Annotated in this window: 13 protein-coding genes; 11 read left to right on the top strand and 2 right to left on the bottom strand. The window is 45.6% G+C overall.

Annotation, left to right across the window (positions count from 1 at the left end; translation table 11 throughout):
- The first annotated feature begins 11 nt into the window (after window positions 1-11).
- Together gltB and gltD are read left to right on the top strand one after the other, a co-directional pair.
- A complete protein-coding gene (gene gltB / locus NSS80_RS09570; protein WP_081124492.1) occupies window positions 12-4583 on the top strand; it encodes a glutamate synthase large subunit in 4572 nt (1523 codons plus the stop codon).
- 16 nt (window positions 4584-4599) lie between these two features.
- Window positions 4600-6084, top strand: coding sequence for a glutamate synthase small subunit (gltD, locus tag NSS80_RS09565; RefSeq protein WP_070326588.1), 1485 nt, complete (start codon window positions 4600-4602; stop codon window positions 6082-6084).
- A 60-nt stretch (window positions 6085-6144) separates the two neighbouring features.
- Here the strand turns inward: gltD and NSS80_RS09560 are convergent, their stop codons facing one another.
- Window positions 6145-7347, bottom strand: coding sequence for a nitrate/nitrite transporter (locus NSS80_RS09560; protein ID WP_342498472.1), 1203 nt, complete (start codon window positions 7345-7347; stop codon window positions 6145-6147).
- A 168-nt stretch (window positions 7348-7515) separates the two neighbouring features.
- Between NSS80_RS09560 and NSS80_RS09555 the strand changes: the two genes are divergently transcribed.
- The 9 genes from NSS80_RS09555 to NSS80_RS09515 all read left to right on the top strand — a co-directional run bounded on the left by NSS80_RS09555 (window position 7516) and on the right by NSS80_RS09515 (window position 20209).
- Window positions 7516-9765 (top strand): FAD-dependent oxidoreductase, encoded by a 2250-nt coding sequence (locus tag NSS80_RS09555; RefSeq protein ID WP_252049479.1) that lies wholly within the window; start codon window positions 7516-7518, stop codon window positions 9763-9765.
- Complete coding sequence (locus NSS80_RS09550; RefSeq protein ID WP_342498471.1) at window positions 9762-11921, top strand: molybdopterin oxidoreductase family protein; 2160 nt, start codon at window positions 9762-9764, stop codon at window positions 11919-11921. The genes NSS80_RS09555 and NSS80_RS09550 overlap by 4 nt, the downstream gene beginning before the upstream one ends.
- Window positions 11922-11990: 69 nt before the next feature.
- Window positions 11991-14402 carry a nitrite reductase large subunit NirB gene (gene nirB / locus NSS80_RS09545; protein WP_041117660.1) on the top strand — a complete coding sequence of 804 codons (2412 nt, stop codon included), beginning with the start codon at window positions 11991-11993 and terminating at the stop codon, window positions 14400-14402.
- 23 nt (window positions 14403-14425) lie between these two features.
- Window positions 14426-14749: a nitrite reductase small subunit NirD gene (nirD, locus tag NSS80_RS09540; protein WP_041117659.1), complete on the top strand. Its 324-nt coding sequence runs from the start codon at window positions 14426-14428 to the stop codon at window positions 14747-14749.
- A gap of 66 nt (window positions 14750-14815) precedes the next feature.
- Window positions 14816-15517: a DUF421 domain-containing protein gene (locus NSS80_RS09535; RefSeq protein WP_024422641.1), complete on the top strand. Its 702-nt coding sequence runs from the start codon at window positions 14816-14818 to the stop codon at window positions 15515-15517.
- Window positions 15518-15605: 88 nt separating this feature from the next.
- Window positions 15606-16580, top strand: coding sequence for a pectinesterase family protein (locus NSS80_RS09530; RefSeq protein WP_342498470.1), 975 nt, complete (start codon window positions 15606-15608; stop codon window positions 16578-16580).
- Between the two features lie 126 nt (window positions 16581-16706).
- Window positions 16707-18191, top strand: a complete 1485-nt coding sequence (gene dacB, locus NSS80_RS09525) for a D-alanyl-D-alanine carboxypeptidase/D-alanyl-D-alanine-endopeptidase (RefSeq protein WP_041117657.1) — start codon at window positions 16707-16709, stop codon at window positions 18189-18191.
- A gap of 25 nt (window positions 18192-18216) precedes the next feature.
- The gene (locus NSS80_RS09520; protein WP_029705978.1) at window positions 18217-19584 is read left to right on the top strand and encodes an MATE family efflux transporter; all 1368 of its coding nucleotides are present in this window, start codon (window positions 18217-18219) and stop codon (window positions 19582-19584) included.
- Window positions 19585-19648: 64 nt separating this feature from the next.
- Complete coding sequence (locus NSS80_RS09515) at window positions 19649-20209, top strand: CatB-related O-acetyltransferase (RefSeq protein ID WP_041117656.1); 561 nt, start codon at window positions 19649-19651, stop codon at window positions 20207-20209.
- Between the two features lie 21 nt (window positions 20210-20230).
- Here the strand turns inward: NSS80_RS09515 and NSS80_RS09510 are convergent, their stop codons facing one another.
- A complete protein-coding gene (locus NSS80_RS09510; protein WP_342498469.1) occupies window positions 20231-25525 on the bottom strand; it encodes a hypothetical protein in 5295 nt (1764 codons plus the stop codon).
- Between the last annotated feature and the right edge of the window lie 3 nt (window positions 25526-25528).

The following is a 25528-nucleotide window of genomic DNA, read 5'->3' as shown; positions in this document are numbered from 1 at the left end:
GGAGAGAAACGATGACTTATAATCAACTACCACAACCACAAGGTCTCTACCGTCCTGAATTTGAACATGATGCATGTGGAATCGGACTGTACGCCCATTTAAAAGGGGAGGCGACACATAGCATCGTCAAAAAGGGATTACAAATGCTGTGCCAGCTTGATCATCGCGGCGGGCAAGGCAGTGATCCGTATACAGGTGATGGTGCCGGTTTAATGGTACAGCTGCCAGACGCTTTCTTTAGAAAGAACTGCAAAGAATTTGCACTTCCTGAAAAAGGCCGTTACGGGGTAGGAATGGTCTTCTTTTCAAAAGATGATGACGAAAAAACGCGTCAAGCCATCGAACAGAAAATCAACGGGTTCATTAAACAAGAAGGCCAAACATTAATTGGCTGGAGAACGGTTCCTGTCGATCCAGGAAAAATTGGTACTGTCGCAGCGAAGAGCTGTCCGGTTGTGAGACAGGTCTTTATCGGAGCAAACGACAAGATCACAGATCGTTTGTCATTTGAACGAAAATTATATGTCATCCGTAAACAGGCTGAGAACTGGGGAACAAGAGAAGAAAAACAATTTTACTTTGTCAGCCTGTCGAGTCAAACCATCGTATACAAGGGGCTATTAACATCAGATCAAGTCGATGCTTTTTATCTTGATCTACAGGATGAAACATTTGTTTCTGCATTTTCACTTGTCCATTCAAGATTTAGTACAAATACATTTCCTACATGGGAAAGAGCCCATCCAAACCGTTACTTAATTCACAACGGGGAAATCAACACATTAAGAGGGAACATCAATTGGATGAGAGCAAGAGAGCAACAATTCGTATCTGAAGCCTTCGGAGACGATTTAGACAAGATTTTGCCAGTGCTGAATGCAGACGGAAGTGATTCATCCATTTTAGACAATGCCTTTGAATTCTTTGTGCTTGCAGGCCGTACACCTGCACATACAGCAATGATGCTGATTCCTGAGCCTTGGACGGAAAACACGCACATGTCGAAAGAGAAACGGGCATTTTATGAATACCATAGTTCTCTCATGGAGCCGTGGGATGGACCAACAGCGATTTCCTTTACTGACGGGAAACAAATCGGGGCCATCTTAGACCGAAATGGATTAAGACCGGCAAGATATTATGTCACGAATGATGATCATATCATTTTCTCTTCTGAGGTTGGCGTAATCGACACAAATGAAGAAGATGTTAAGTATAAAGATCGACTTGAGCCTGGTAAAATGCTGCTCATTGATCTAGAAGAAGGACGAATTATTTCTGACGAAGAAGTGAAATCGACCATTGCGAATGAACTGCCTTATCAAAAATGGCTCGATGAAGAAATGGTCCACGTCAATCGCTCGGAAGAAAATTCAGAAAATTCTAGTATAATGGATGATTTATTGACACGTCAGCGTGCGTTCCATTATACGTATGAAGACATTCAAAAGTATTTAATTCCTTTACTAGAAGAAGGCAAGGATCCAATCGGTTCAATGGGAAGTGACACACCGCTTGCTGTGTTATCAGATCGTGCGCAGTCTCTTTTTCATTATTTTAAGCAGCTGTTTGCACAAGTCACGAACCCGCCGATTGATGCCATTCGTGAGCAGCTCGTGACATCAACCATGACTTGGTTAGGTGCCGAAGGCGATATTTTACATCCGAATGAATATTCATGCCGAAGAATTAAACTTTATACACCGGTCTTAACGAGCGGGCAATTTAACGGCTTGAAAACGATTGTTCATAATGCCTTTAAAAGCAAAACAATCCATACACTTTTCACCGATGATTTAAAACGCGGACTGGATGCGATGTTTGAAGAGGCGGAAAAAGCGATCAGAGAAGGTGTCTCTTTATTAATCCTTTCAGATCGTGAAATGACAGAACAAAAAGTACCGATTCCGCCACTTCTTGCGCTAAGTGCACTTCATCAGCATCTTGTGCGTCAAGGCCTGCGGACAAAGGTCAGTCTGATCGTTGAATCTGGAGAGGTGAGAGAGGTCCATCATTTTGCCGCACTAATTGGCTACGGCGCAGATGCGATTCACCCTTACCTTGTCTATGAAACGTACAAACAGCTGATTGCAGACGAAGCGATTTCGATCAGCTTTGATGAAGCTGTTACAAAGTTTGGTAAAAGCGTGACAGAAGGTGTCGTCAAAGTCATGTCCAAAGTGGGGATTTCCACTGTGCAAAGCTATAGAGGCGCGCAAATCTTTGAAGCAGTTGGGATTAGTGAAGACGTCATTCAAGTGTATTTCACAGGAACAGCTTCTCAGCTTGGCGGAATTGATCTTGACACCATTGCTCATGAGGCAAAACTCCGCCATGAAGCAGGGTATCAAGCAGCAACTGACCAGACACTTGAATCAGGCAGTGAATTCCAGTGGAGAAAAAATGGAGAACATCATGCTTTTAACCCAAAAACGATCCATACGCTCCAGTGGGCATGCCGTAATGAAGATTACGATCTATTTAAACAATATACAAAAGCAGCGGATGAAGAAAGAATCGGCTTCCTCAGAAACTTGTTTGCATTTCAGCCAAAACAAAAGCCGGTTCGTCTGGAAGAGGTTGAATCTGCTGAATCCATCGTGCGCCGCTTTAAGACAGGTGCCATGTCATTTGGATCTTTAAGTAAAGAAGCGCATGAGGCACTTGCGATTGCGATGAACCGAATTGGCGGTAAAAGTAACAGCGGAGAAGGCGGAGAAGATCCTGCCCGCTTTACAGTAGATGAACATGGTGATGACCGCAGAAGTGCAATTAAACAAATCGCTTCTGGCCGATTTGGTGTGAAAAGTCATTACTTAGTCAATGCAGATGAACTGCAAATTAAAATGGCGCAAGGAGCAAAACCTGGAGAAGGCGGACAGCTGCCAGGAAATAAAGTGTATCCTTGGGTTGCCGATGTACGTGGTTCTACGCCAGGTGTCGGATTGATTTCACCACCGCCGCATCATGATATTTATTCCATTGAAGATTTGGCACAGCTGATTCATGATTTGAAAAACGCGAACCGTGATGCACGCATCAGTGTCAAGCTTGTATCTAAAGCCGGCGTTGGCACGATTGCAGCAGGTGTAGCAAAAGGAACTGCGGACGTCATTGTCATCAGTGGTTATGACGGCGGTACTGGAGCTTCACCGAAAACGAGTATTAAACACACAGGGCTTCCTTGGGAGCTTGGATTGGCAGAAGCGCATCAAACCCTTGTGTTAAATGGTCTTCGCGAGAGAGTCGTTCTTGAAACAGACGGAAAGTTAATGACTGGCCGCGACGTTGTGATGGCTGCGATTTTAGGAGCAGAAGAGTATGGCTTTGCGACAGCTCCACTTGTCGTGCTGGGCTGTGTGATGATGAGAGCATGTCATTTAGATACTTGCCCAGTCGGTGTAGCCACACAAAATCCAGAGCTCCGCAAAAAATTCATGGGTAACCCCGATCACATTGTGAACTTCATGATGTTTATTGCAGAGGAAGTAAGAGAAATCTTAGCGGAACTCGGCTTTACATCAATGGATGAATTAATCGGACGCACGGACGTCCTAGCGGTCAGTGAACGAGCAAAAGCTCACTGGAAAGCAGGCCAGCTAAACCTTGAAACACTGCTTTATCAGCCAGAAGGAGCGCGGACATTCAGAACACCGCAAAATCATAAAATTGATGAATCACTGGATATGAATGAAATCCTTCCTTATGTGCAAGAAGCGCTGAATCATCAAACACCGGTTGATCTATCATTGAACATTCGCAATATCAACCGTGTGGCCGGAACCATTACTGGCAGTGAAGTGTCTAAGCGCTACGGGGAAGAGGGCTTGCCAGAGGATACCATCACACTAAGGTTCACTGGTTCAGCTGGACAAAGCTTTGGCGCATTTGTGCCAAAAGGCATGTCTCTCTATTTAACAGGTGATTCAAATGACTATATCGGCAAAGGACTCTCAGGAGGCAAAATTGCTGTTAAAACGTCTGATCATTTTGTACAAAATGGACATGAAAACGTCATTGTAGGAAACGTCGCATTTTACGGTGCAACTAGCGGAAAAGCTTATATTAACGGGCGTGCTGGTGAACGATTTGCTGTTCGTAATTCAGGTGTACATGTGGTTGTTGAAGGAATCGGAGATCACGGCTGTGAATACATGACTGGCGGACGTGTCGTTATTTTAGGAGACGTTGGGAAAAACTTTGGTGCAGGTATGTCTGGCGGTGTGGCTTACATCCATACATCGGATGCAAAACAGTTCAAAAGAATGTGCAATATGGAAATGATCATGTTTGAAAAGCTCACAGATCATGAAGAAGAACAAGAAGTGAAACAAATGATCAAGGAACACCTTGATTATACAAACAGCTCAAAAGCAGCAGCGCTTCTTGAAAACTGGGAGCAAGAAAAGGATCAATTCATCAAAGTCATTCCGAGAAATTACAAAATGATGCTTCAAAGCATCGAAGAACAAAAACAAGCGGGCCTCAGTCATGAAGAAGCGGTGATGTATGCCTTTGAAGCAAACACAAAACCGAAAAATCAAGAAACGGCAAACGGGCAAAAAGCAGCCCTCGCTCATTAAGAAAGGGGAGAGGACAATGGGCAAAGCAACAGGTTTTATGGATTATAAAAGAGAAAAGCCAAATGAACGTGACCCTCTCACTCGTCAAAATGACTGGAAAGAATATTCAGCTCCTTATACAGATGACGTATTGAAGAAGCAGGGCGCTAGATGTATGGATTGCGGTACACCGTTTTGTCAAATTGGGATGGAGATCAGGGGCGGCGTGTCTGGCTGCCCGATCTACAATTTAATTCCAGAGTGGAATGATCTTGTCTATCGCGGGAGATGGAAAGAAGCTCTCGAAAGACTGCAAAAAACAAATAATTTTCCTGAGTTTACTGGGAGAGTATGTCCTGCGCCTTGTGAAGGGTCATGTACAGTCGCTATTAATGATCCAGCTGTTTCGATTAAAAATATCGAACGCACAATCATAGATAAAGGCTTTGAAAATGGATGGATCACACCAAGAATTCCTTCAAGCCGTACAGGGAAGAAAGTTGCCATTGTCGGCTCAGGACCAGCAGGACTTGCAAGTGCTGATCAATTAAACCAAGCAGGACACGCTGTAACAGTGTTCGAGCGTTCTGACCGCCTTGGCGGACTGCTGACATACGGGATTCCGAATATGAAGCTCGACAAAGAAGTGGTCGAGCGAAGAGTCAAACTTCTAAGGCAAGAAGGCATTGACTTTGTGACGAACACAGAAATCGGTGTGGATATTACTGCTGATGAACTGAAAGAGCAGTTTGATGCCGTTATCCTTTGTACAGGTGCACAAAAGCAGCGTGATCTGTTGATTGAAGGCCGGGAAGCAAAAGGAATTCACCTTGCGATGGATTATTTAACCCTCGCAACGAAAAGCATGCTTGATTCAGGATTTAAAGACAAAAACTTCATTGATGCAAAAGGAAAAGACGTGATTGTGATAGGCGGAGGAGACACAGGTGCAGACTGCGTTGCAACTGCACTTCGCCAAAAAGCAAAAAGTGTTGTTCAATTCGGGAAGCATCCAAAGCTTCCGGATACACGTGTAGGGGATAACATGTGGCCAGAACAGCCTTATGTCTTCTCGCTGGATTATGCTTATGAAGAAGCACAAGCCAAATTCGGAGAAGATCCGCGTCAATATTCAATTCAAACCACAAAAATTGTGGCAGATAAAAATGGGAAATTAAAAGAGCTTCATACCATTCAAATGGAAAAGGTGAAAAACGAACAAGGGAAGTTTGAATTTCATGAGATTCCAGGAACAGAGAAGGTATGGCCTGCTCAGCTCGTCTTTATTGCAATTGGTTTTGAGGGAACTGAACAGCCGCTTGTGAAACACTTTGGCGTGGACAGCAAAAACAATCGCATTGACGCAAAGTATGGGGAATATACAACAAATGTAGAAGGCGTATTTGCAGCGGGAGATGCAAGACGCGGGCAAAGCTTGATTGTCTGGGCAATTAATGAAGGCAGACAAGTGGCGCACGAGGTAGACCGTTATTTAATGGGGAGTTCGGTTCTGCCAAAATAGGTCAAACAAAGGGTGTTACAATATAAAGAAAAGCCATGACCAACGTGTGGTCATGGCTTTTTATGATTCAGAAATGGTATGGTTGATCAACACTTTTTTACGTTTAAGCTGCGATACGACTAAACAGAGGAAGACAATCAGAACAAAAAGAGAAATGGTCAAAAAGCCAAACGTATATGAGCCAGTCAATTCTTTTAAACTGCCAAGAATATTAGGTAAAAAGAATCCGCCAATGCCTCCAGCAGCCCCAACAATTCCGGTCACAATCCCAATTTCTTTATGAAATACTTGAGGCACCAGCTGAAAAACAGCGCCATTTCCCATCCCAAGGCACATCATCCCGGCAAATAAAAGCGCAATGACCACAGGTAAAGTTGGAAGACTGCTCACTCCCCCTAAGCAGATGCCGATGATTCCGAATAATCCAAGCAGTACTTTCATTCCACCTATTTTATCGGCAATGAGACCGCCCACAGGACGAAAGAAGCTGCCTGCCGCCACACAAAGGGTCACAAAATCACCAGCATGAATCTTCGAAACCCCATATTGATCCACAAAGAAAATACTGAGGAAACTGGAAAGCCCGACAAACCCTCCGAATGTGATCGCATAAAGCAGACAGAAAAACCATGTCGATTTCACTTGAAATACTGAAAAGTACGACCAAATCGGCTGAGGAGCGGGCTGATTTGGTGCATCTTTTGCAGTGAAAATAAAGAACAAAAAGACAAGACTTAACGGAATCAGAGCGAGCCCCATTACGGCATGCCACCCGTAAATCTCCGCAAGCCTTGGACCAAATAATGTGGAGATCAGTGTTCCACTATTCCCGGCGCCTGCAATCCCCATAGCTACTCCTTGTAAGTGAGGGGGATACCAGCGGCTTGCCATTGGCAGAGCAACAGCAAAACTTGCTCCTGCTACTCCAAGCAAAATCCCAATCAGTACGAGCTCTGAAAGGGTTGTACCAGCGATAAACCCCCAAATGAGCGGAAGGGTCGTTAAAAGCATTCCCATCACTGCAGTCTTTTTAGGTCCTATTCGATCGGTGAATAAACCGAGCACAATCCGAAAAAAAGAACCAGATAGAATTGGAATGGCGACAATCATGCCTTTCTCTACGGTTGATAAAGCAAAATCTTGCGCAATAAAAGCACCCAGCGCTCCTAACAAAACCCAGATCATAAAGCTCACATCGAAATATAAAAAGGAACCAAACAATGTCTTAGGATGACCACTTGATTTTAATTCTGAGAGTTTCATAAAACGCCTCCTCTATTGAATTTTCTGACTTAAAGATAGCGAGTTCACTTATGTAATGAAAGTATTATGTGAGAAAAATTGACATGAATAAACACTTTTTTACAAGTGTGTGCCATAATCAATCCATACAATGTGCTCGAGCAAGAGGCTTAGAAAGGTTGATTTCAGATGGCAAAACGCAAACTTGTGTTTATCGGAAACGGCATGGCGAGTATGAAATGTATCGAAGAGATCATTCAAAAGCAGCCAGAACATTACGCCATAACAGTCATTGGAAAAGAGAAGCACTCTGCCTACAATCGAATAAAACTTTCGCCCATTCTACAAAAAAGCGAATCATTAGCTCAAATTGAACTAAAGGATAAAGAATGGTACACCGCGCATGACATCACATTGTACAAAGGAGAATCAGTTATACATATCGATACAAATCGAAAATGTGTCATGACAGATGCGCGCCGGGAAATTTCCTATGACAAGCTCGTCATTGCAACGGGTTCATCGCCGAATTTTCTTCCTATTCAGGGTGTGTCCAAAAAAGGGATATACGCTTTTCGGACAATTGATGATTATGAGGCCATTTGTGCGGATGCGGTGCATTATCAACAAGCAGCAGTGATCGGAGGCGGCGTGCTTGGTGTGGAGGTGGCAGCTGGTCTGCAGATTGCGGGGCTGGAAACCACCATCATTCATCATACGGAGCGGCTCATGCAGCGACAATTAGATGAAACAGCCGCCGGATTATTACAGCGACAATTTATACGAAAAGGGATTCAGGTGAAAACAAATGCCCATACCATTGCATGCTTAGGCGGTGAGAGGGTAGAAGGCGTTCTATTGAAAAATGGCGACATCGTGGAGGCTGATCTTGTTGTTTTTACAACAGGTATCCGTCCGAATATACAGCTTGCAGAGAATCATGGCATACACACGAGAAAAGCCATTGTTGTCAATGACGTGATGGAGACAAATATCCCAAATATTTATGCGATTGGAGAATGTGCAGAGCACAAAGGGATGGTGCACGGTCTTGTTCAGCCCATTTATGAACAAGCAAGCGTGCTCGCTAAGCATCTTTTAGGGGAAAAAATCACACATACACCCAAGCCCATTTACTCAACAAAATTAAAAGTACCTGATTTGCCGATTTATTCTGCTGGATGTATTGAACATCATTCTCCGTTTATGTCAGCTGTGACTTATTTAGATGAAGAGCAAGAGGTATATAAAAAATTCGTCTTTGAACGTGAGGCGCTGGCAGGCATTTTATTCGTCGGAGAGCTGGAGCATGCCGATCAGCTTTTGCAAGATGTGAAAGTGGGACGTGATAAAAGTGTGGTCATGAAATCCCTTTATGAAAAGCAAGCATCCCCACTAGATTCATTAAAAATGGAAGATCTCGTCTGCCAATGTCAAACCGTTACAAAAGGGACGATTTTAAAAAGCATTTCGGTTCATCAGCTGACAAACTTAGAAGAGGTGAAAAAACAGACAGGGGCAGCAACCGGGTGCGGCGGGTGTCAAGAGCTCGTCCGTGCTTGCTGCCAGTTATCATCACATGAACAAACGGAATCGCAGGCCTTTTATTGTCCATGTACAGAAGCAGATGAGCAGACCATTTTTTCGTTTATTAAAAAGCAGCAGCCGGTGAATGCTGAAGAAATAAGAAGACATTTTCAATGGAAAACGAATCACGGCTGCGGCATCTGCCGGCCGGCCATTCAATACTATCTCGAGCAATTTCAAGGATCGGTGGAAAAAATCGGCGCTGCTGAGCAGGAAGACATGTTGATTCCTCAATTATATGGAGGCCGGCTTGATTTGGATTTTTTGAAAATCATTACGTCTTTGTTAGAGAACAGGCTGATTGAGCAGGCAGAGCTGACAAAGCATAAACGAATACGGCTTATCGGTGTGTCAAAACAGGCGGCACAAATCGTCAAAAATCATTGGCCAATTATGCCCAATGAGAAAAGAAGACTATCTCATATCCTTTCATGCGACTGCAGTGATCCAGCAGTCACGTCACTTGTGATAGAGCTGGAAAGACAAGTGGAAGATACACTTTTTCCAGCTGTCACCTCCATTCATATCACCGGTGCTTCCTGCACGTGTAAACTTGCTCCAATTGATGACATCTGTCTGAAAAAGCAGCTGGGTGAATGGAACATTTATATAGGAGGCCAGCTTTTTTACACCTTGGCTCATTCAAGTGAGCTTATTCCTTTTTTAAAAGCGCTGCTTGAAGAGTATAGAAAAAATGCTTACTTTCAAGAATCCATTGGTGATTGGCTTTCCCGGCAAGGGAACATTTCTATTCGAGAAAAGTTACTTGATGAGGAAATAAGAGAAGAGCTCTGTGCGCAATTTGACCAAAGCAGACAAGAAAATGTAAGTCATAAGGATGTGAAGGTATGAGTCAATCTTTTTTACAATATGCCCAGCAAAAATCAAAGCAGGAAGAACAAAAGCGAGTGTTCCCAGCCCAATGTCCTTTTTGCAGTATGCAGTGCAAAATGCAGTTAATCGAGCAGCATGTGGAAGGACGAACACGCTACAAAACGATTGGCGTACACAATCCAACTTCGCACGGAAGACTTTGTATGAAAGGACAGCATGCACACCAGCACGCGCTTCATAAAGATCGCCTGAATCACCCGCTGATCAAAAGAAACGGACAGTTTGTAAAAGCGACATGGCAGGAGGCTCTTGAGGAAATCAAAACAAACATAGAATCCCTTCAGCTGTCACATGGCCATGATGTGATCAGTGTGTACGGAAGCGCATCAATTACAAATGAGGAAGCGTACTTACTCGGGAAATTTGCAAGAGTGGCGCTGAAAACAAAATACATCGATTATAACGGGAGACTATGTATGTCTTCGGCAGCAACTGCCGCAAATCAAACATTCGGACTTGACCGTGGCCTGACCTTTCCTCTCAGCGACATCAAGCATGCACGAGTGTTGATATTGGTTGGAACGAATATAGCGGAATGTCAGCCAACCTTCCTGCCCTACATCGAAGAGGCGAAAAACAATGGCGCATTTCTCATCGTCATTGATCCGCGCAGAACTCCGACGGCCCAATTAGCCGATTTACATGTCAGCCTAAAACCAGGGTCAGATGCCGCACTGGCAAACGGCATATTGCACATCATGATGCATGAGCATTTAATCGATGAATCATTTATTCATCAACGAACGTCAGGTTTCCAAGAACTAAAGGAGCATATCTCACGCATCTCCCTGCCAGACATTGCTGAGCAAACCGGTGTGACGATTGATGTGATGCAGAAAATAGCAAGGAAATTCGCACAAGAAAAGACAGGCATGATTTTTACAGCAAGAGGCATTGAGCAGCAAATAGACGGTACAGCCTCTGTCCGTAATTTCCTGAATATTCTGCTTGTTACTGGGAAGATCGGCCGCTTTGGATGCGGCTACGGGGCAATAACCGGCCAGGGAAATGGCCAGGGAGCAAGAGAGCATGGGCAAAAAGCAGATCAGCTTCCAGGATATCGAGATATCTCAAATCCTGCTCACAGAAAAGAAATGGCTGAACGATGGAACATTGATGAAAAGGAACTTCCAGGAAAGGGCGTGTCTGCTTTTGAAATGTTTGAAAAAATGCAGGCAGGTGAAATCAAAGCGCTCTTTTTAATGTGCTCAAATCCTGTCCAGTCAGGGCCAAATGCGCACTTGATTCAGCAAGCCATCAAGAACTTGTCCTTTTTTGTTGCCGTTGATTTATTTATGTCTGAGACAGCTGCGCTGGCAGATGTAATTTTACCTGCTTCGTCATATTTAGAGGATGAAGGTACCGTGACAAACGTAGAGGGGCGCGTTACGCTTAGAGAAGCAACATATCCACTTAAACACCAAAGAAAGCACGATTGGCAAATCATTTGTGAAATAGCAGCTGTATTAGGCAAAGGCAGCCATTTTTCCTTTTCATCCGCAGAAGAGATCTTTGAGGAATTAAGAGCCGTAACGAAAAGTGCAAAGGCTGATTATTCAGGCATAACCTATGAAAGACTAAGGAAGGAACAAGGCATAAGGTGGCCTTGTACTCATTTAGAAGACCCGGGAACTGAAAGATTATTTGAACATGCATTCTCACATTCTGACAGTTTAGCGAAGTTTGCCGTCGTCACACACGATAAAAAGGCTGCAAAGGAACCCGTCAGTCAAGAATACCCTCTTTATTTAACGACCGGCAGGGTGATGGCTCATTACCAAACAGGCGTTCAAACAAGAAGGAGCACCTTTCTTGTTGCCAGACAGTTTGTAGCATATGCAGAGCTTCATCCTGATACAGCGAAAACGTATGGACTTCAGCACGGGGAGCTCGTGACCATCAAGTCAAAAAGAGGAAGTGTCATCATCAGATGCCGCATATCAGACACCATTCGAAAAGATACCGTATTTGTTCCATTTCACTGGAGCAAACATCAATCAATTAATCAATTAATTGATGATCAACTAGATCCGCACAGTAAAATGCCAGGCTTTAAATATTGTCCTGTACAGCTGTCAGCCTACGTGAATGAAAAACTATGTGAGAAATTTTAACATGTATTTTCCATCTATGTTTAGATTATGGTACTTTCTAAAAAATGATCACATGAGGGGTGTTTTTTCATGAAAGAAAAACTCGTATTAGTAGGGAACGGTATGGCCGGCATTCGAAGCCTTGAAAACATTTTAAAAACAGACGGCGAACGATTCGACATGACGGTATTTGGGACTGAACCGCATCCTAACTATAACCGAATTCTTTTATCGAAAGTGCTTCAAGGGGATACGAAAGTCGAAGATATTACGTTAAACGATTGGAACTGGTATCAAAAGCATGATATTCAGCTGTTTACAAACGAGACCATTGTGAAGATCGATACAGAGAACCAAACAGTCACCAGTGATCAAGGACGGACCGTATATTATGACCGATTGATTTTAGCAACAGGGTCACTTCCATTTATCCTGCCAATTCCAGGGAGTGATAAAAAAGGCGTGACGGCTTTTCGTACATTGCAAGACACTGAGGAAATGGTCAATGCCTCTACTATGTACAAAAAAGCAGCAGTCATCGGAGGCGGACTCCTTGGGCTTGAAGCAGCACGCGGTCTATTAAACTTAGGCATGGAAGTGAATGTCATTCACCTCGGCTCTCATTTAATGGAACGCCAGCTAGACCCTATTGCAGGACAGCTTCTTCAAAAAGCATTAGAAGAACAGGGGATGAAATTCCTGCTTGGAAAACAGACAAATGAGATTTTAGGAGATACAAGAGTAGAAGGTTTATTATTTTCAGACGGCACTACACTTGAGGCAGACCTAGTTGTCATGGCTGCGGGAATTAAACCGAGTAAAATGCTTGCAGAAATAAGCGGGCTTGAAGTGAACCGTGGGATTATCGTCAATGATTTTATGGAAACGAGTGTCCCGGGCATTTATGCCGTCGGAGAATGTGTGGAACACAGGGGACAAACGTACGGATTAGTTGCTCCTTTATACGATCAAGCGACTGTACTTGCCAAGCATGTATGCGGCTTGAACCCTGCTCCATATGAAGGCTCTGTTCTGTCAACGCAGCTGAAAGTATCAGGAGTTGATGTGTTTTCAGCTGGTGATTTTATTGAAAACGATGAGAAAAAGGCGATTAAAATTTTTGACGAACAAAAAGGCATCTATCAAAAACTCGTCTTCCAGCAAAATCGATTAGTAGGCGCCGTCATGTTTGGAGAAACAAGCGACGGACCTCGTTTATTCTCGTACATTAAAGAAGGAATAGATATGTCGGATATGGAGAAGGTATCTGTCTTAACCTCCAATGATCCGGCGCAAGAAAGCACGATTGACAGCATGGCAAACGACCATATCGTTTGCGGCTGTAATGGCGTGTCAAAAGGGCAGATTGTAGAAGCCATTCAGAAAGAAGGCTTAACAACGTTTCAGGAAGTCAAGCAATGTACAAGTGCCTCACGATCTTGCGGAGGCTGTCAGCCTGTTGTCGAAGAGATTCTTTGGCATACGCTAGGTGAGGATGCAAGCCGGACAGCCCAAAAAGAAACCATCTGCGCCTGCACCACTCTTTCACGAGATGAAGTCATTCATGAAATCAAAGAAAAAGGCTTGCAGCATGTCAAAGAAGTGATGAATGTACTTGACTGGAATACAGAAGAAGGCTGTTCAAAATGCCGACCTGCACTGAATTATTATTTAGGCATGCTTTATCCACTTGAATACAAAGATGAAAAGAGCTCACGCTTTGTAAATGAACGCATGCATGCCAATATTCAAAACGATGGTACCTATTCAGTTGTTCCGCGAATGTACGGCGGCGTCACCAATGCAAATGACTTGAGGAAAATAGCCGATGTCGTCGACAAATATGAAATACCGCTTGTGAAAATGACTGGCGGTCAGCGTATCGATCTTCTAGGTGTCAAAAAAGAAGATTTACCAAAAGTGTGGGCGGATCTAGATATGCCATCGGGTTATGCATATGGGAAATCTTTAAGAACAGTTAAAACTTGTGTTGGAGAACAATTTTGCAGGTTCGGCACGCAGGACTCCATGGCTCTTGGAATTGCACTAGAAAAGAAATTTGAAGGTCTTGCGACACCGCATAAAGTAAAAATGGCCGTCTCTGCTTGTCCGAGAAACTGTGCAGAGTCCGGAATTAAAGACCTCGGTATCGTGGGGATAGATGGAGGGTTTGAATTGTACGCCGGCGGAAATGGCGGCACACACCTGCGGGCTGGAGATTTATTAATGAAGGTCAGTACAGCAGAAGAAGTAGAGCAAATGGCCGCAGCATACCTTCAATATTACAGAGAAACGGCAAATTATTTAGAAAGAACCTCTGCTTGGGTTGAGCGACTTGGGTTAGAGCATATTCAATCAGTACTCCTAGATGATGAAAAACGAGCAGCCTTAATCGAAAGAATGGACATTGCGCTTTCAACATATGAAGAGCCTTGGCAGGAGCTTCGCGAGAGCCAAAAAGACACGAGACAATTATTTCAAAAAGCGACGGCTTCCGTATAAATCAATTGAAGGGATGAGATCATATGACAGTTTCAGTTGTTAAAGTTCACATTGGCACCCTATCAGATTTTCCGCTCCAGCTAGGGAAAACAGTTGAAGCCGGTACACTTGAATTAGCTGTTTTTCAAACCTCTAATAAGCAGTTCAAAGCCATTGAAAATCGCTGTCCTCATAAAGGCGGCGTTCTGGCTGAAGGCATGGTCAGCGGCAATCACGTTTTCTGTCCAATGCATGATTGGAAAATTGATCTTTCATCAGGAAACGTACAAGCACCAGACCACGGATGCGTTAAAACATATGAAACATTCGTTGAAGGGGACGATGTCTTTATTTTATTGCCTTCATAAATGGTTTAGATCCTTCCTTTCATGTATATGCTGTATATAAATGCAGCAAGAAAGGAAGGAATTTTTGTGCCGTTCGTTAATATTTTGATTGAACTCTTAATCGGATTCTTCGCTTTATTTTTTATTACAAAATTATTAGGGAAAACACAATTTGCACAAATCACACCGTTTGATTTCATTTCTGCACTAATTTTAGGCGAAATGGTCGGAAACGCTATTTTTGATCCGGAAGTCAGGATTCAGCACATTTTATTTGCTGTTGCAGTATGGGGCGTTCTCATTTATACAGTTGAATGGCTTTCACAGCGCTTTAAATCCATTCGCGCTTTTTTAGAAGGAAGACCTACTCTTGTGATTGATAAGGGGAAGATTCACTACAACCGGTTGAAGAAAAATATGCTTGATATCAATCAGCTGCAGACACTGGTTCGCGCAAAAGGCCATTTTGCCCTGAATGAAATTGAATATGCTATTTTGGAAACGGACGGCTCTGTCAGCGTTCTTCCGAAAATGAAATACGCCCCAGCCACAGCCGAAGATGTGAACGTGAAGGGAAAAGAAGTGAAATTGCCTAGAACGTTTATTATTGACGGCGAAATTTTAAAAAAAGATCTTCAAGAAGCCGGCTTTGATGAATCTTGGCTGAATGAGCAATTAAAAAAGCAGCATATTTCCTCTTATCGAGACGTTCTATTTTGTGAATGGATTGAAAATGAAGGGATTTATGCGATGCAATATGAAAAGTCTAAAAAAACATCCACAACATAAAAACGTGGGTGTTTTTTTGTGCGTGTACGGAATAGGATCAAAAAGAATGTTTGATGAAAACGTTCACAAAATGAGGGGGAGATATGTGATGAAATTTAGAAACATATGGATGGTCATGGTCTTGTCTTTCTTTCTTTTTGACCCAGCTTCACTTCAAGCAGCAGAAGCCGGGCATAACCGCGTCCTTGTTGTTGATCAAAAGGGAAGCGGGACATACCGCACCGTTCAGTCTGCCATTGATGCGATTCCAACAAACAATCAACAACCGGCAACGATCTATATTAAAAATGGCGTATATAAAGAAAAAATATTGCTTCCGCAAAATAAACCACACGTATCCTTTATTGGCGAAAACCAGCACAAGACGATTCTTACGTATGATGATACAAATGCAAGCACCGGCAGTACAACAAACAGCTCAAGCACAATGATTCGTGCAAACGATTTTTATGCAGAAAATATCACTTTTCAAAATACAGCTGGCAGACATGCGGGTCAGGCAGTTGCGCTATATGTGTCTGGCGACCGGGCTGTGTTCAAACAAATACGTGTGTTAGGCTATCAAGATACACTTTATGCAACAGGCACAGGGAGGCAATATTACGAAAACTGCTATATTGAAGGCACGGTCGATTTTATTTTTGGATCAGCCACAGCTGTGTTTAAAAGAGCTGAAATAAAAAGTCTTGGAAATGGGTATATTACTGCAGCATCCACAACAGAAGCACAAAGGTACGGCTATGTATTCATAGATTCTACGTTGAAAAAGGGAACGGCAGCTGCGCAATCGGTTTATTTAGGACGTCCGTGGAGACCTTATTCGGCTGTGACATTCCTCCATACAAAAATGGATGACCATATAAAAGCCGAGGGATGGCATAACTGGGATAACCGTGACAACGAAAGAACGGCCAGGTACAAAGAATTTGGATCGACAGGAGCAGGAAGCAGCCCAGCAAACCGCGTAAAATGGTCAACCATTTTAACCCAAAATGAAGCAAGTCAAATCACAGTTCAGGCTGTTCTTGGCGGAGCCGATGGCCGGAATCCAGAAAAGAGGTAAAGGGCTTGTCAGTTTTCGTCAAAGAAAGCTGACTTTTCTGTTTAAAAAACCTTTGAGAACAAACGTTCTTTTGTGTATAATGAACATATTCTTCTAAAATTGGCTGCAACAAAAAGGAGGGATTGCGTGAAACGTTTTTCACAGCTCATGTTTTTACAAATATGTATCCTGTCAATTTTATTCCTCCCTTTTTCAGCGAAAGATGAACAACTCAAAGCTCGTGACGATTCCCTTCAATGGATGACAGCTTTAGACGAATTCATACGAACAGCACCTGATTTAGAGGGCGCGATCTCTGGCATCAGCGTCCGCGATACTTCTGACACATCTCTTCTTTATGAACATCAAGCCGATATTCGTCTTACTCCTGCTTCTAATATGAAACTGCTCACATCAGCCATCGCACTTGATATACTTGGAGAAACACACACATTCCCTACAGACATCTGGATGGATGGTTCCATTCAAAAGAAAACGCTACATGGCAGCCTTTATCTTCGTGGCACCGGCGATCCAACTTTATTAGAGGAGGATTTTGCAGCACTCGCCAAACAGGTCAAAAAGGCCGGAATACATACCATTCGCGGACAGCTTGCGGCAGATGACACTTGGTTTGATGACACGAGATACTCGATTGACCTGCCTTGGAGTGATGAGGATCAATATTACGGGGCACAAATTTCTGCTCTCACGGCTTCACCGAATCAAGATTATGATGCAGGGACCGTGATTCTCGAAGTAAAACCAGAAAAAAAAGCAGGACTGAAAGCCGCCTATGATATGATTCCGAAAACGGATGTCGCTCAAGTCATCAATCAAGTGAAAACAGTTCCAGAAGGTGGAAAAAAGAAAATTTCTTTTAAGCGCTCTCACGGAACCAACAAGATTACGCTGACTGGAACCATTCCGGTTAAAGCAAGCTCATCTAAACAATGGGTAGCTTTATGGGATCCGGCCGCCTATGCTTTAGACTTAATGAAACGAGCGTTAAAGGCGGAAGGGATTCAAGTAAAGGGACCGCTGAAATCGAAACAAGTTCCTAAACAAGCCAAAAAAATTGCTTCCCATACATCGATGCCATTATCAGAGCTGCTTGTTCCTATGATGAAATTAAGCAACAATACCCATGCAGAAATTTTGCTAAAGGAACTAGGCAAAAAAGTGAAGAACAAAGGGAGCTTTGAAGCTGGTCTGGATGTCATGAATGAACGGCTTCCTGCGTTTGGCATCGATCCTTCGCTTACAGTGCTGCGTGACGGATCGGGGATATCACCTATTAACCTTGTCTCTGCTAACCAGTTCACTTTATTTTTGACAAACATTCAAAAGGAAAAATGGTTTAAAACCTATGAACATGCGCTCCCTTTAGCAGGGGCAAGTGAACGAATGGTGGGGGGAACGTTAAGGAACAGATTGAAGGAACCAGCTACACTAGAAAAAGTACGTGCAAAAACAGGGTCGTTAACAACGGTCAGCACACTTTCTGGATATATTGACACGCAGGGCGGAAAAACGCTCGCTTTTTCCATTTTATTAAATCACCTTGTTGATGACGAAAAAGGGAAAGAGATAGAAGACCGTATTGTCAGCATACTAGTTGAGAATCTTTAGATTTAGAGAGAGAAGGAGAACCATCATGACGTTAGATAATAATCAATCTTTAGTAAAAACCATGTCCATTTTTCTCATCCCGCTTTTGCTAAGTAATATTTTGCAATCGATCGGACAATTAGTGTCCATTGTTCTTGTCGGAAGATGGATTGGAGAGGATGCAGTAGCTGCCATTTCTGCATTCTTTCCGCTTTTCTTTTTACTCGTTTCTTTTTCCATTGGCATTGGATCGGGAAGCTCGATCCTTATTGGACAAGCGTATGGAGCAAAAAATGAACAGAAATTAAAAGAAATTATTGGCACAACGCTTTCATTCACTTTTTTAATCGGAGTATCTTTAGCAATCATTGGAGGTTTTTTCGCAACTGATATCTTAAACCTCATGGGAACACCCGCTAATATCGTGGAGGAAAGTGCGGCATATGCCAGAATTCTATTCATCTCAATGCCGATCTTATTTCTTTATTTTGTTTATACGACCTTCTTGAGGGGAACAGGGGATTCGAAAACACCTTTTTATTTTTTAATGATTAGTACGGCAACGAATATTTTGATGCTGCCCATTTTATTATTTGGCTGGCTGGGACTGCCGGCGTTCGGCTTATACGGCGCTGCGTATGCTTCTGTGATTTCAACAATTGTGACGTTTATCATTCTACATATCTACTTATATAAGACAAAGCATCCGCTTCGCATTGATGCATCGGTGAGAAAGCATTTATTGATGAAAGGGGATCTATTAAAAACGTTATTAAAGCTTAGTATCCCATCAAGCATTAATATGATCCTCATTTCTTTATCAGAAATTGCCGTTATTTCTTTCGTTAACGATTATGGATCACAGGCGACAGCTGCCTATGGTGTTGTCAATCAAGTCGTGAGTTATGTGCAGATGCCGGCAGTGAGTCTTGGTATTGCGGTCTCGATCTTTGCAGCACAATTCATTGGTGCAGGGAATATGAATCGACTGAAAGATGTCATTAAAATTGGGTTAGGTCTTAACTTTGCCATAGGCGGATGTATCATTATTTTCGTTTATATTTTTGCACCGCAGATTTTATCTATCTTTTTAACAGATCCTAAGACGATAGACATTGCCTATAGTTTGGTCGTCATTACACTATGGAGCTATCTCATTTTTGGAACGGCCCAAATTGTTGCAGCCACAATGAGAGCAAGCGGGACGGTTCTTTGGCCGACGATCTTTAGTATTTGTTCCATTTGGCTTGTAGAAGTACCAGTCGCTTATGTGCTATCACACTACACATCTCTTGGCATTAAAGGAATATGGATTGGCTACCCAGCTGCTTTTTTTGTGAACTTACTCCTCCAATACAGCTACTATCAGCTCGTATGGAAGAAAAAACAAATTGTCTCGCTTGTTCAATCATAATGTAAAGGTGTGAGGCAGCATATACATACGAAGATCTCTCACTTTTAAGGAGGCCGAATCTTCTATGTTTTTGAATCAAAGAAGTGAACTGAGCTCGCACAATATCGGTGACTTTTCTTATGCCGGGCCAGATTTCCAAGTGTTGACTTGGGGGGAAGGAACGACATTACATATTGGGAAGTTTTGTTCAATCGCAAACGAGGTGAAAATTTTTCTAGGCGGGGAACACCGTACTGATTGGGTCACAACGTATCCGTTTAATCAAATTTTTAAAGAAGCTGCCCATATTAAAGGACATCCCAAATCGAAGGGGGATGTTCATATTGGACATGACGTATGGATTGGATATGGTGCGACGATTATGTCAGGAGTATGTATAGGAAACGGGGCCGTGATCGGAGCAAATAGTGTGATCACAAAAGATGTGCCGCCATATGCAATTGCCGCAGGAAATCCCCAGCAGCTCATGAAATATCGATTTTCATCCGAAATAATCGAAAAACTGCAGTTATTAGAATGGTGGAATTTGGAGTTTTCAATCATCCAATCTATTTTTCAACTTTTACAATCTCATGATATTGAACGTTGTATAACTGTAATAGAAGATATAAAAAAGAAAGGCTGAGAAAGCCTTTCTTTTTTATTTTTAGCTGAGCCGTATGATGGTCAAGGTAGCACCTGCAGCACCGCCCCCGCCAACTAAAATAGCTGTGACAACTGCCCCAAAAAACTGCAGCGAAATGGTGCTTCCAGCTGTTATATTGACGATTAAAGTATTATTGAGAAACGAAGTAGAGATAACCGGTGATTGAACAGAACCAGGCACAGTATCTCCATTTAAAAGCAAACGTGTATTAATTAAAAGAGCTGTTGTGGTGTTAACTTGATACGTAATGTAATATTTACCAGTTTGCAAAACGGTAAAAACAGTGCTCGTTCCGTTTGCTGTAAAACCAGTAATGTTTTGAAAGTTTGGCAGAGGAATATTGGTTCCACCAGCTACAGTGATAATGGTAGGTCCAGAACTATTAGCAGCATAAAGTGCTGTATCCGTAAAACCACCTGTTCCAGTAGCCCCAGTGACACCAGTAACACCGGTCGCGCCAGTAGGTCCGGTTGATCCGGTGATACCTGTAGCGCCAGTACGACCAGTAGCCCCAGTGATCCCCGTGGCGCCCGTGATACCTGTAGCGCCAGTAGGCCCAGTTGGTCCAGTACTACCCGTTGCACCAGTAGGCCCGGTTGACCCAGTAATCCCAGTGGCACCAGTAGGCCCAGTTGGTCCAGTACTACCCGTTGCACCAGTAGGCCCGGTTGACCCAGTAATCCCAGTGGCACCAGTAGGCCCGGTTGATCCGGTAATCCCCGTGGCACCGGTAGGACCAGTAGACCCGGTAATCCCCGTTGCGCCGGTAGGTCCTGTAGCCCCAGTAATCCCAGTAGTACCGGTAGAACCAGTTGATCCGGTAATCCCCGTGGCACCAGTAGGACCTGTTGATCCAGTACTACCCGTGGCACCAGTAGGACCTGTTGGTCCAGTGCTGCCTGTAGCCCCCGTATCTCCAGTAGCTCCAGTAATCCCAGTAGCACCGGTAGGTCCGGTAGCCCCGGTAGGTCCGGTAGCCCCAGTAATCCCAGTAGTACCGGTAGAACCAGTTGATCCGGTAATCCCCGTGGCACCAGTAGGCCCGGTTGACCCAGTGATACCTGTAGCGCCGGTAGCCCCGGTAGCCCCAGTAATCCCAGTAGTACCGGTAGAACCAGTTGATCCGGTAATCCCCGTGGCACCAGTAGGACCTGTTGGTCCAGTGCTGCCTGTAGCCCCCGTATCTCCAGTAGCTCCAGTAATCCCAGTAGCACCAGTAGGTCCGGTAGCTCCAGTGATCCCCGTTGCGCCAGTAGGTCCAGTTGATCCGGTAATCCCCGTTGCGCCGGTAGGCCCGGTAGCTCCAGTAATCCCCGTGGCACCAGTAGGACCTGTTGGTCCAGTGCTGCCTGTAGCCCCCGTATCTCCAGTAGCTCCAGTAATCCCAGTAGCACCAGTAGGTCCGGTAGCTCCAGTGATCCCCGTTGCGCCAGTAGGTCCTGTTGGTCCAGTGCTACCCGTGGCACCCGTATCTCCAGTTGCTCCAGTGATACCTGTAGCCCCGGTAAATCCAGTTGACCCAGTAATCCCAGTGGCACCAGTAGGCCCAGTTGATCCAGTGCTACCTGTAGCTCCGGTATCTCCAGTTGGTCCAGTGCTACCCGTGGCACCAGTAGGACCAGTTGGTCCAGTGCTGCCTGTAGCACCCGTATCTCCAGTTGCTCCAGTAATACCTGTAGCACCCGTAGGTCCGGTTAATCCGGTGATCCCTGTGGCGCCGGTAGGACCAGTTGGTCCAGTGATCCCAGTGGTACCAGTAGGTCCAGTAGATCCGGTAATCCCCGTTGCGCCGGTAGAACCAGTTGCTCCAGTACTACCCGTGGCACCAGTAGGCCCGGTATCTCCAGTAATCCCAGTGGCCCCAGTAGGTCCAGTTGCTCCAGTGATCCCCGTGGCACCGGTAGAACCAGTTAATCCAGTGATCCCCGTTGCGCCAGTAGGCCCTGTTGACCCAGTGATCCCCGTGGCACCGGTAGGTCCGGTTGATCCGGTAATCCCCGTGGCACCAGTAGACCCGGTATCTCCAGTAATCCCCGTGGCACCAGTAGGCCCTGTTGATCCGGTGATACCTGTCACCCCAGTAGGCCCAGTTGGTCCAGTGCTGCCTGTAGCACCCGTATCTCCAGTAATACCTGTAGCACCAGTAGGTCCAGTTGATCCAGTAATCCCCGTGGCACCAGTAGGACCAGTATCTCCCGTAATCCCTGTTGCGCCAGTAGGCCCTGTTGATCCGGTGATACCTGTCACCCCAGTAGGACCAGTTGGTCCAGTGATCCCCGTGGCACCGGTAGGTCCGGTAGCCCCAGTTGTTCCGGTGATTCCCGTGGCACCAGTAGGACCAGTTGATCCAGTGCTACCTGTAGCTCCGGTATCTCCAGTTGGTCCAGTGATCCCCGTGGCACCAGTAGGCCCAGTTGGTCCAGTGCTGCCTGTAGCCCCCGTATCTCCAGTAGCTCCAGTAATCCCAGTAGCACCAGTAGGTCCGGTAGCTCCAGTGATCCCCGTTGCGCCAGTAGGTCCAGTTGATCCGGTAATCCCCGTTGCGCCGGTAGGCCCGGTAGCTCCAGTAATCCCCGTGGCACCAGTAGGACCAGTTGGTCCAGTGCTGCCTGTAGCCCCCGTATCTCCAGTAGCTCCAGTAATCCCAGTAGCACCAGTAGGTCCGGTAGCTCCAGTGATCCCCGTTGCGCCAGTAGGTCCAGTTGACCCAGTGCTACCCGTGGCACCAGTAGGCCCGGTAGCTCCAGTGATCCCCGTTGCGCCAGTAGGTCCTGTTGGTCCAGTGCTACCCGTGGCACCCGTATCTCCAGTTGCTCCAGTGATACCTGTAGCCCCGGTAAATCCAGTTGACCCAGTAATCCCAGTGGCACCAGTAGGACCAGTTGATCCAGTGCTACCTGTAGCTCCGGTATCTCCAGTTGGTCCAGTGCTACCCGTGGCACCAGTAGGACCAGTTGGTCCAGTGCTGCCTGTAGCACCCGTATCTCCAGTTGCTCCAGTAATACCTGTAGCACCCGTAGGTCCGGTTAATCCGGTGATCCCTGTGGCGCCGGTAGGACCAGTTGGTCCAGTGATCCCAGTGGTACCAGTAGGTCCAGTAGATCCGGTAATCCCCGTTGCGCCGGTAGAACCAGTTGCTCCAGTACTACCCGTGGCACCAGTAGGCCCGGTATCTCCAGTAATCCCAGTGGCCCCAGTAGGTCCAGTTGATCCAGTGATCCCCGTGGCACCGGTAGAACCAGTTAATCCAGTGATCCCCGTTGCGCCAGTAGGCCCTGTTGACCCAGTGATCCCCGTGGCACCGGTAGGTCCGGTTGATCCGGTAATCCCCGTGGCACCAGTAGACCCGGTATCTCCAGTAATCCCCGTGGCACCAGTAGGCCCTGTTGATCCGGTGATACCTGTCACCCCAGTAGGACCAGTTGGTCCAGTGCTGCCTGTAGCACCCGTATCTCCAGTAATACCTGTAGCACCAGTAGGTCCAGTTGATCCAGTAATCCCCGTGGCACCAGTAGGACCAGTATCTCCCGTAATCCCTGTTGCGCCAGTAGGCCCTGTTGATCCGGTGATACCTGTCACCCCAGTAGGACCAGTTGGTCCAGTGATCCCCGTGGCACCGGTAGGTCCGGTAGCCCCAGTTGTTCCGGTGATTCCCGTGGCACCAGTAGGACCAGTTGATCCAGTGCTACCTGTAGCTCCGGTATCTCCAGTTGGTCCAGTGCTACCCGTGGCACCAGTAGGCCCAGTTGGTCCAGTGCTGCCTGTAGCACCCGTATCTCCAGTTGCTCCAGTAATACCTGTAGCACCAGTAGGTCCAGTTGACCCAGTGATCCCCGTAGCCCCGGTAGGTCCGGTTAATCCGGTGATCCCTGTGGCGCCGGTAGGACCAGTTGATCCAGTACTACCTGTGGCACCAGTAGGACCAGTATCTCCCGTAATCCCTGTTGCGCCAGTAGGCCCTGTTGATCCGGTGATACCTGTCACCCCAGTAGGACCAGTTGGTCCAGTGATACCAGTTGCACCGGTAGGTCCGGTAGAACCAGTAGCTCCAGTACTACCCGTGGCACCGGTAGGTCCGGTAGCCCCAGTTGTTCCGGTGATTCCCGTGGCACCAGTAGGACCAGTTGATCCAGTGCTACCTGTAGCTCCGGTATCTCCAGTAATCCCCGTGGCACCAGTAGGTCCAGTTGGTCCAGTGCTGCCTGTAGCACCCGTATCTCCAGTTGCTCCAGTAATACCTGTAGCACCAGTAGGTCCAGTTGACCCAGTGATTCCCGTAGCCCCGGTAGGTCCGGTTAATCCGGTGATCCCTGTGGCGCCGGTAGGACCAGTTGATCCAGTACTACCTGTGGCACCAGTAGGACCAGTAGCTCCCGTAATCCCTGTTGCGCCAGTAGGACCTGTTGATCCGGTGATCCCTGTGGCGCCGGTAGGACCAGTTGATCCAGTACTACCTGTGGCACCAGTAGGACCAGTAGCTCCCGTAATCCCTGTTGCGCCAGTAGGACCAGTTGATCCGGTGATACCTGTCACCCCAGTAGGACCAGTTGGTCCAGTGATACCAGTTGCACCGGTAGGTCCGGTAGAACCAGTTGATCCAGTACTACCCGTGGCACCAGTAGACCCGGTATCTCCAGTAATCCCAGTTGCACCAGTAGGACCAGTTTCACCTGGTGCTGCTAAAAGTGTGTAATCTGGCGACGTATCTGGCGTACCTGAAGGTGGTGCAGAATCCACAATATACGTACCACCACCATAAGTGACCACCTGACCTACTGAATATGTTGGTGCCATAACAGGATCATAGGCTTCAATACCACTTAATCCGATCCCAGTAGGACCCGTAGGACCAGTTTCTCCAGAAGCAGCCAAAAGGGTGTAGTCGGGGGAGAGTCCAGGTATTCCTGATGGAGCGTCAACATTGGCAATGTAAGTACTGCCATCAAACGTGACCACTTGCCCTGCATCGTAATCTTGTGATTGTGAGGGATTAAAAGGAAGGGCGCCGGTTAACCCGCCAGCAGGTCCAGTAGGTCCGGTTGGTCCAGGGGGACCTGCTGGGCCTGCCGGGCCTCTTGGTCCAGCTCTTTGATTTTGTTTTGATTGTTTTATTCCTTTTGCATTGTGGCAAGGTTGATTCCCTTGAGATGTATTTTGTTTTGAATATTCTTGTTTAATGAATGGACAGTCTCTTTTTCGAGGACGGTCATGACGTGATCTTTTGTAATGAGGCTGTTCATGGTATTTACCGCAAAAGGGACATTTGTGTTCGAATTGATTGTACAAATTGCCCATCTC

This window comes from Bacillus sp. FSL M8-0350, assembly GCF_038593345.1.
Classification (GTDB): domain Bacteria; phylum Bacillota; class Bacilli; order Bacillales; family Bacillaceae; genus Bacillus; species Bacillus safensis.
Note: the sequence above shows the minus strand (reverse complement) of the source record. Positions and strands in the feature narration are given on the sequence as shown.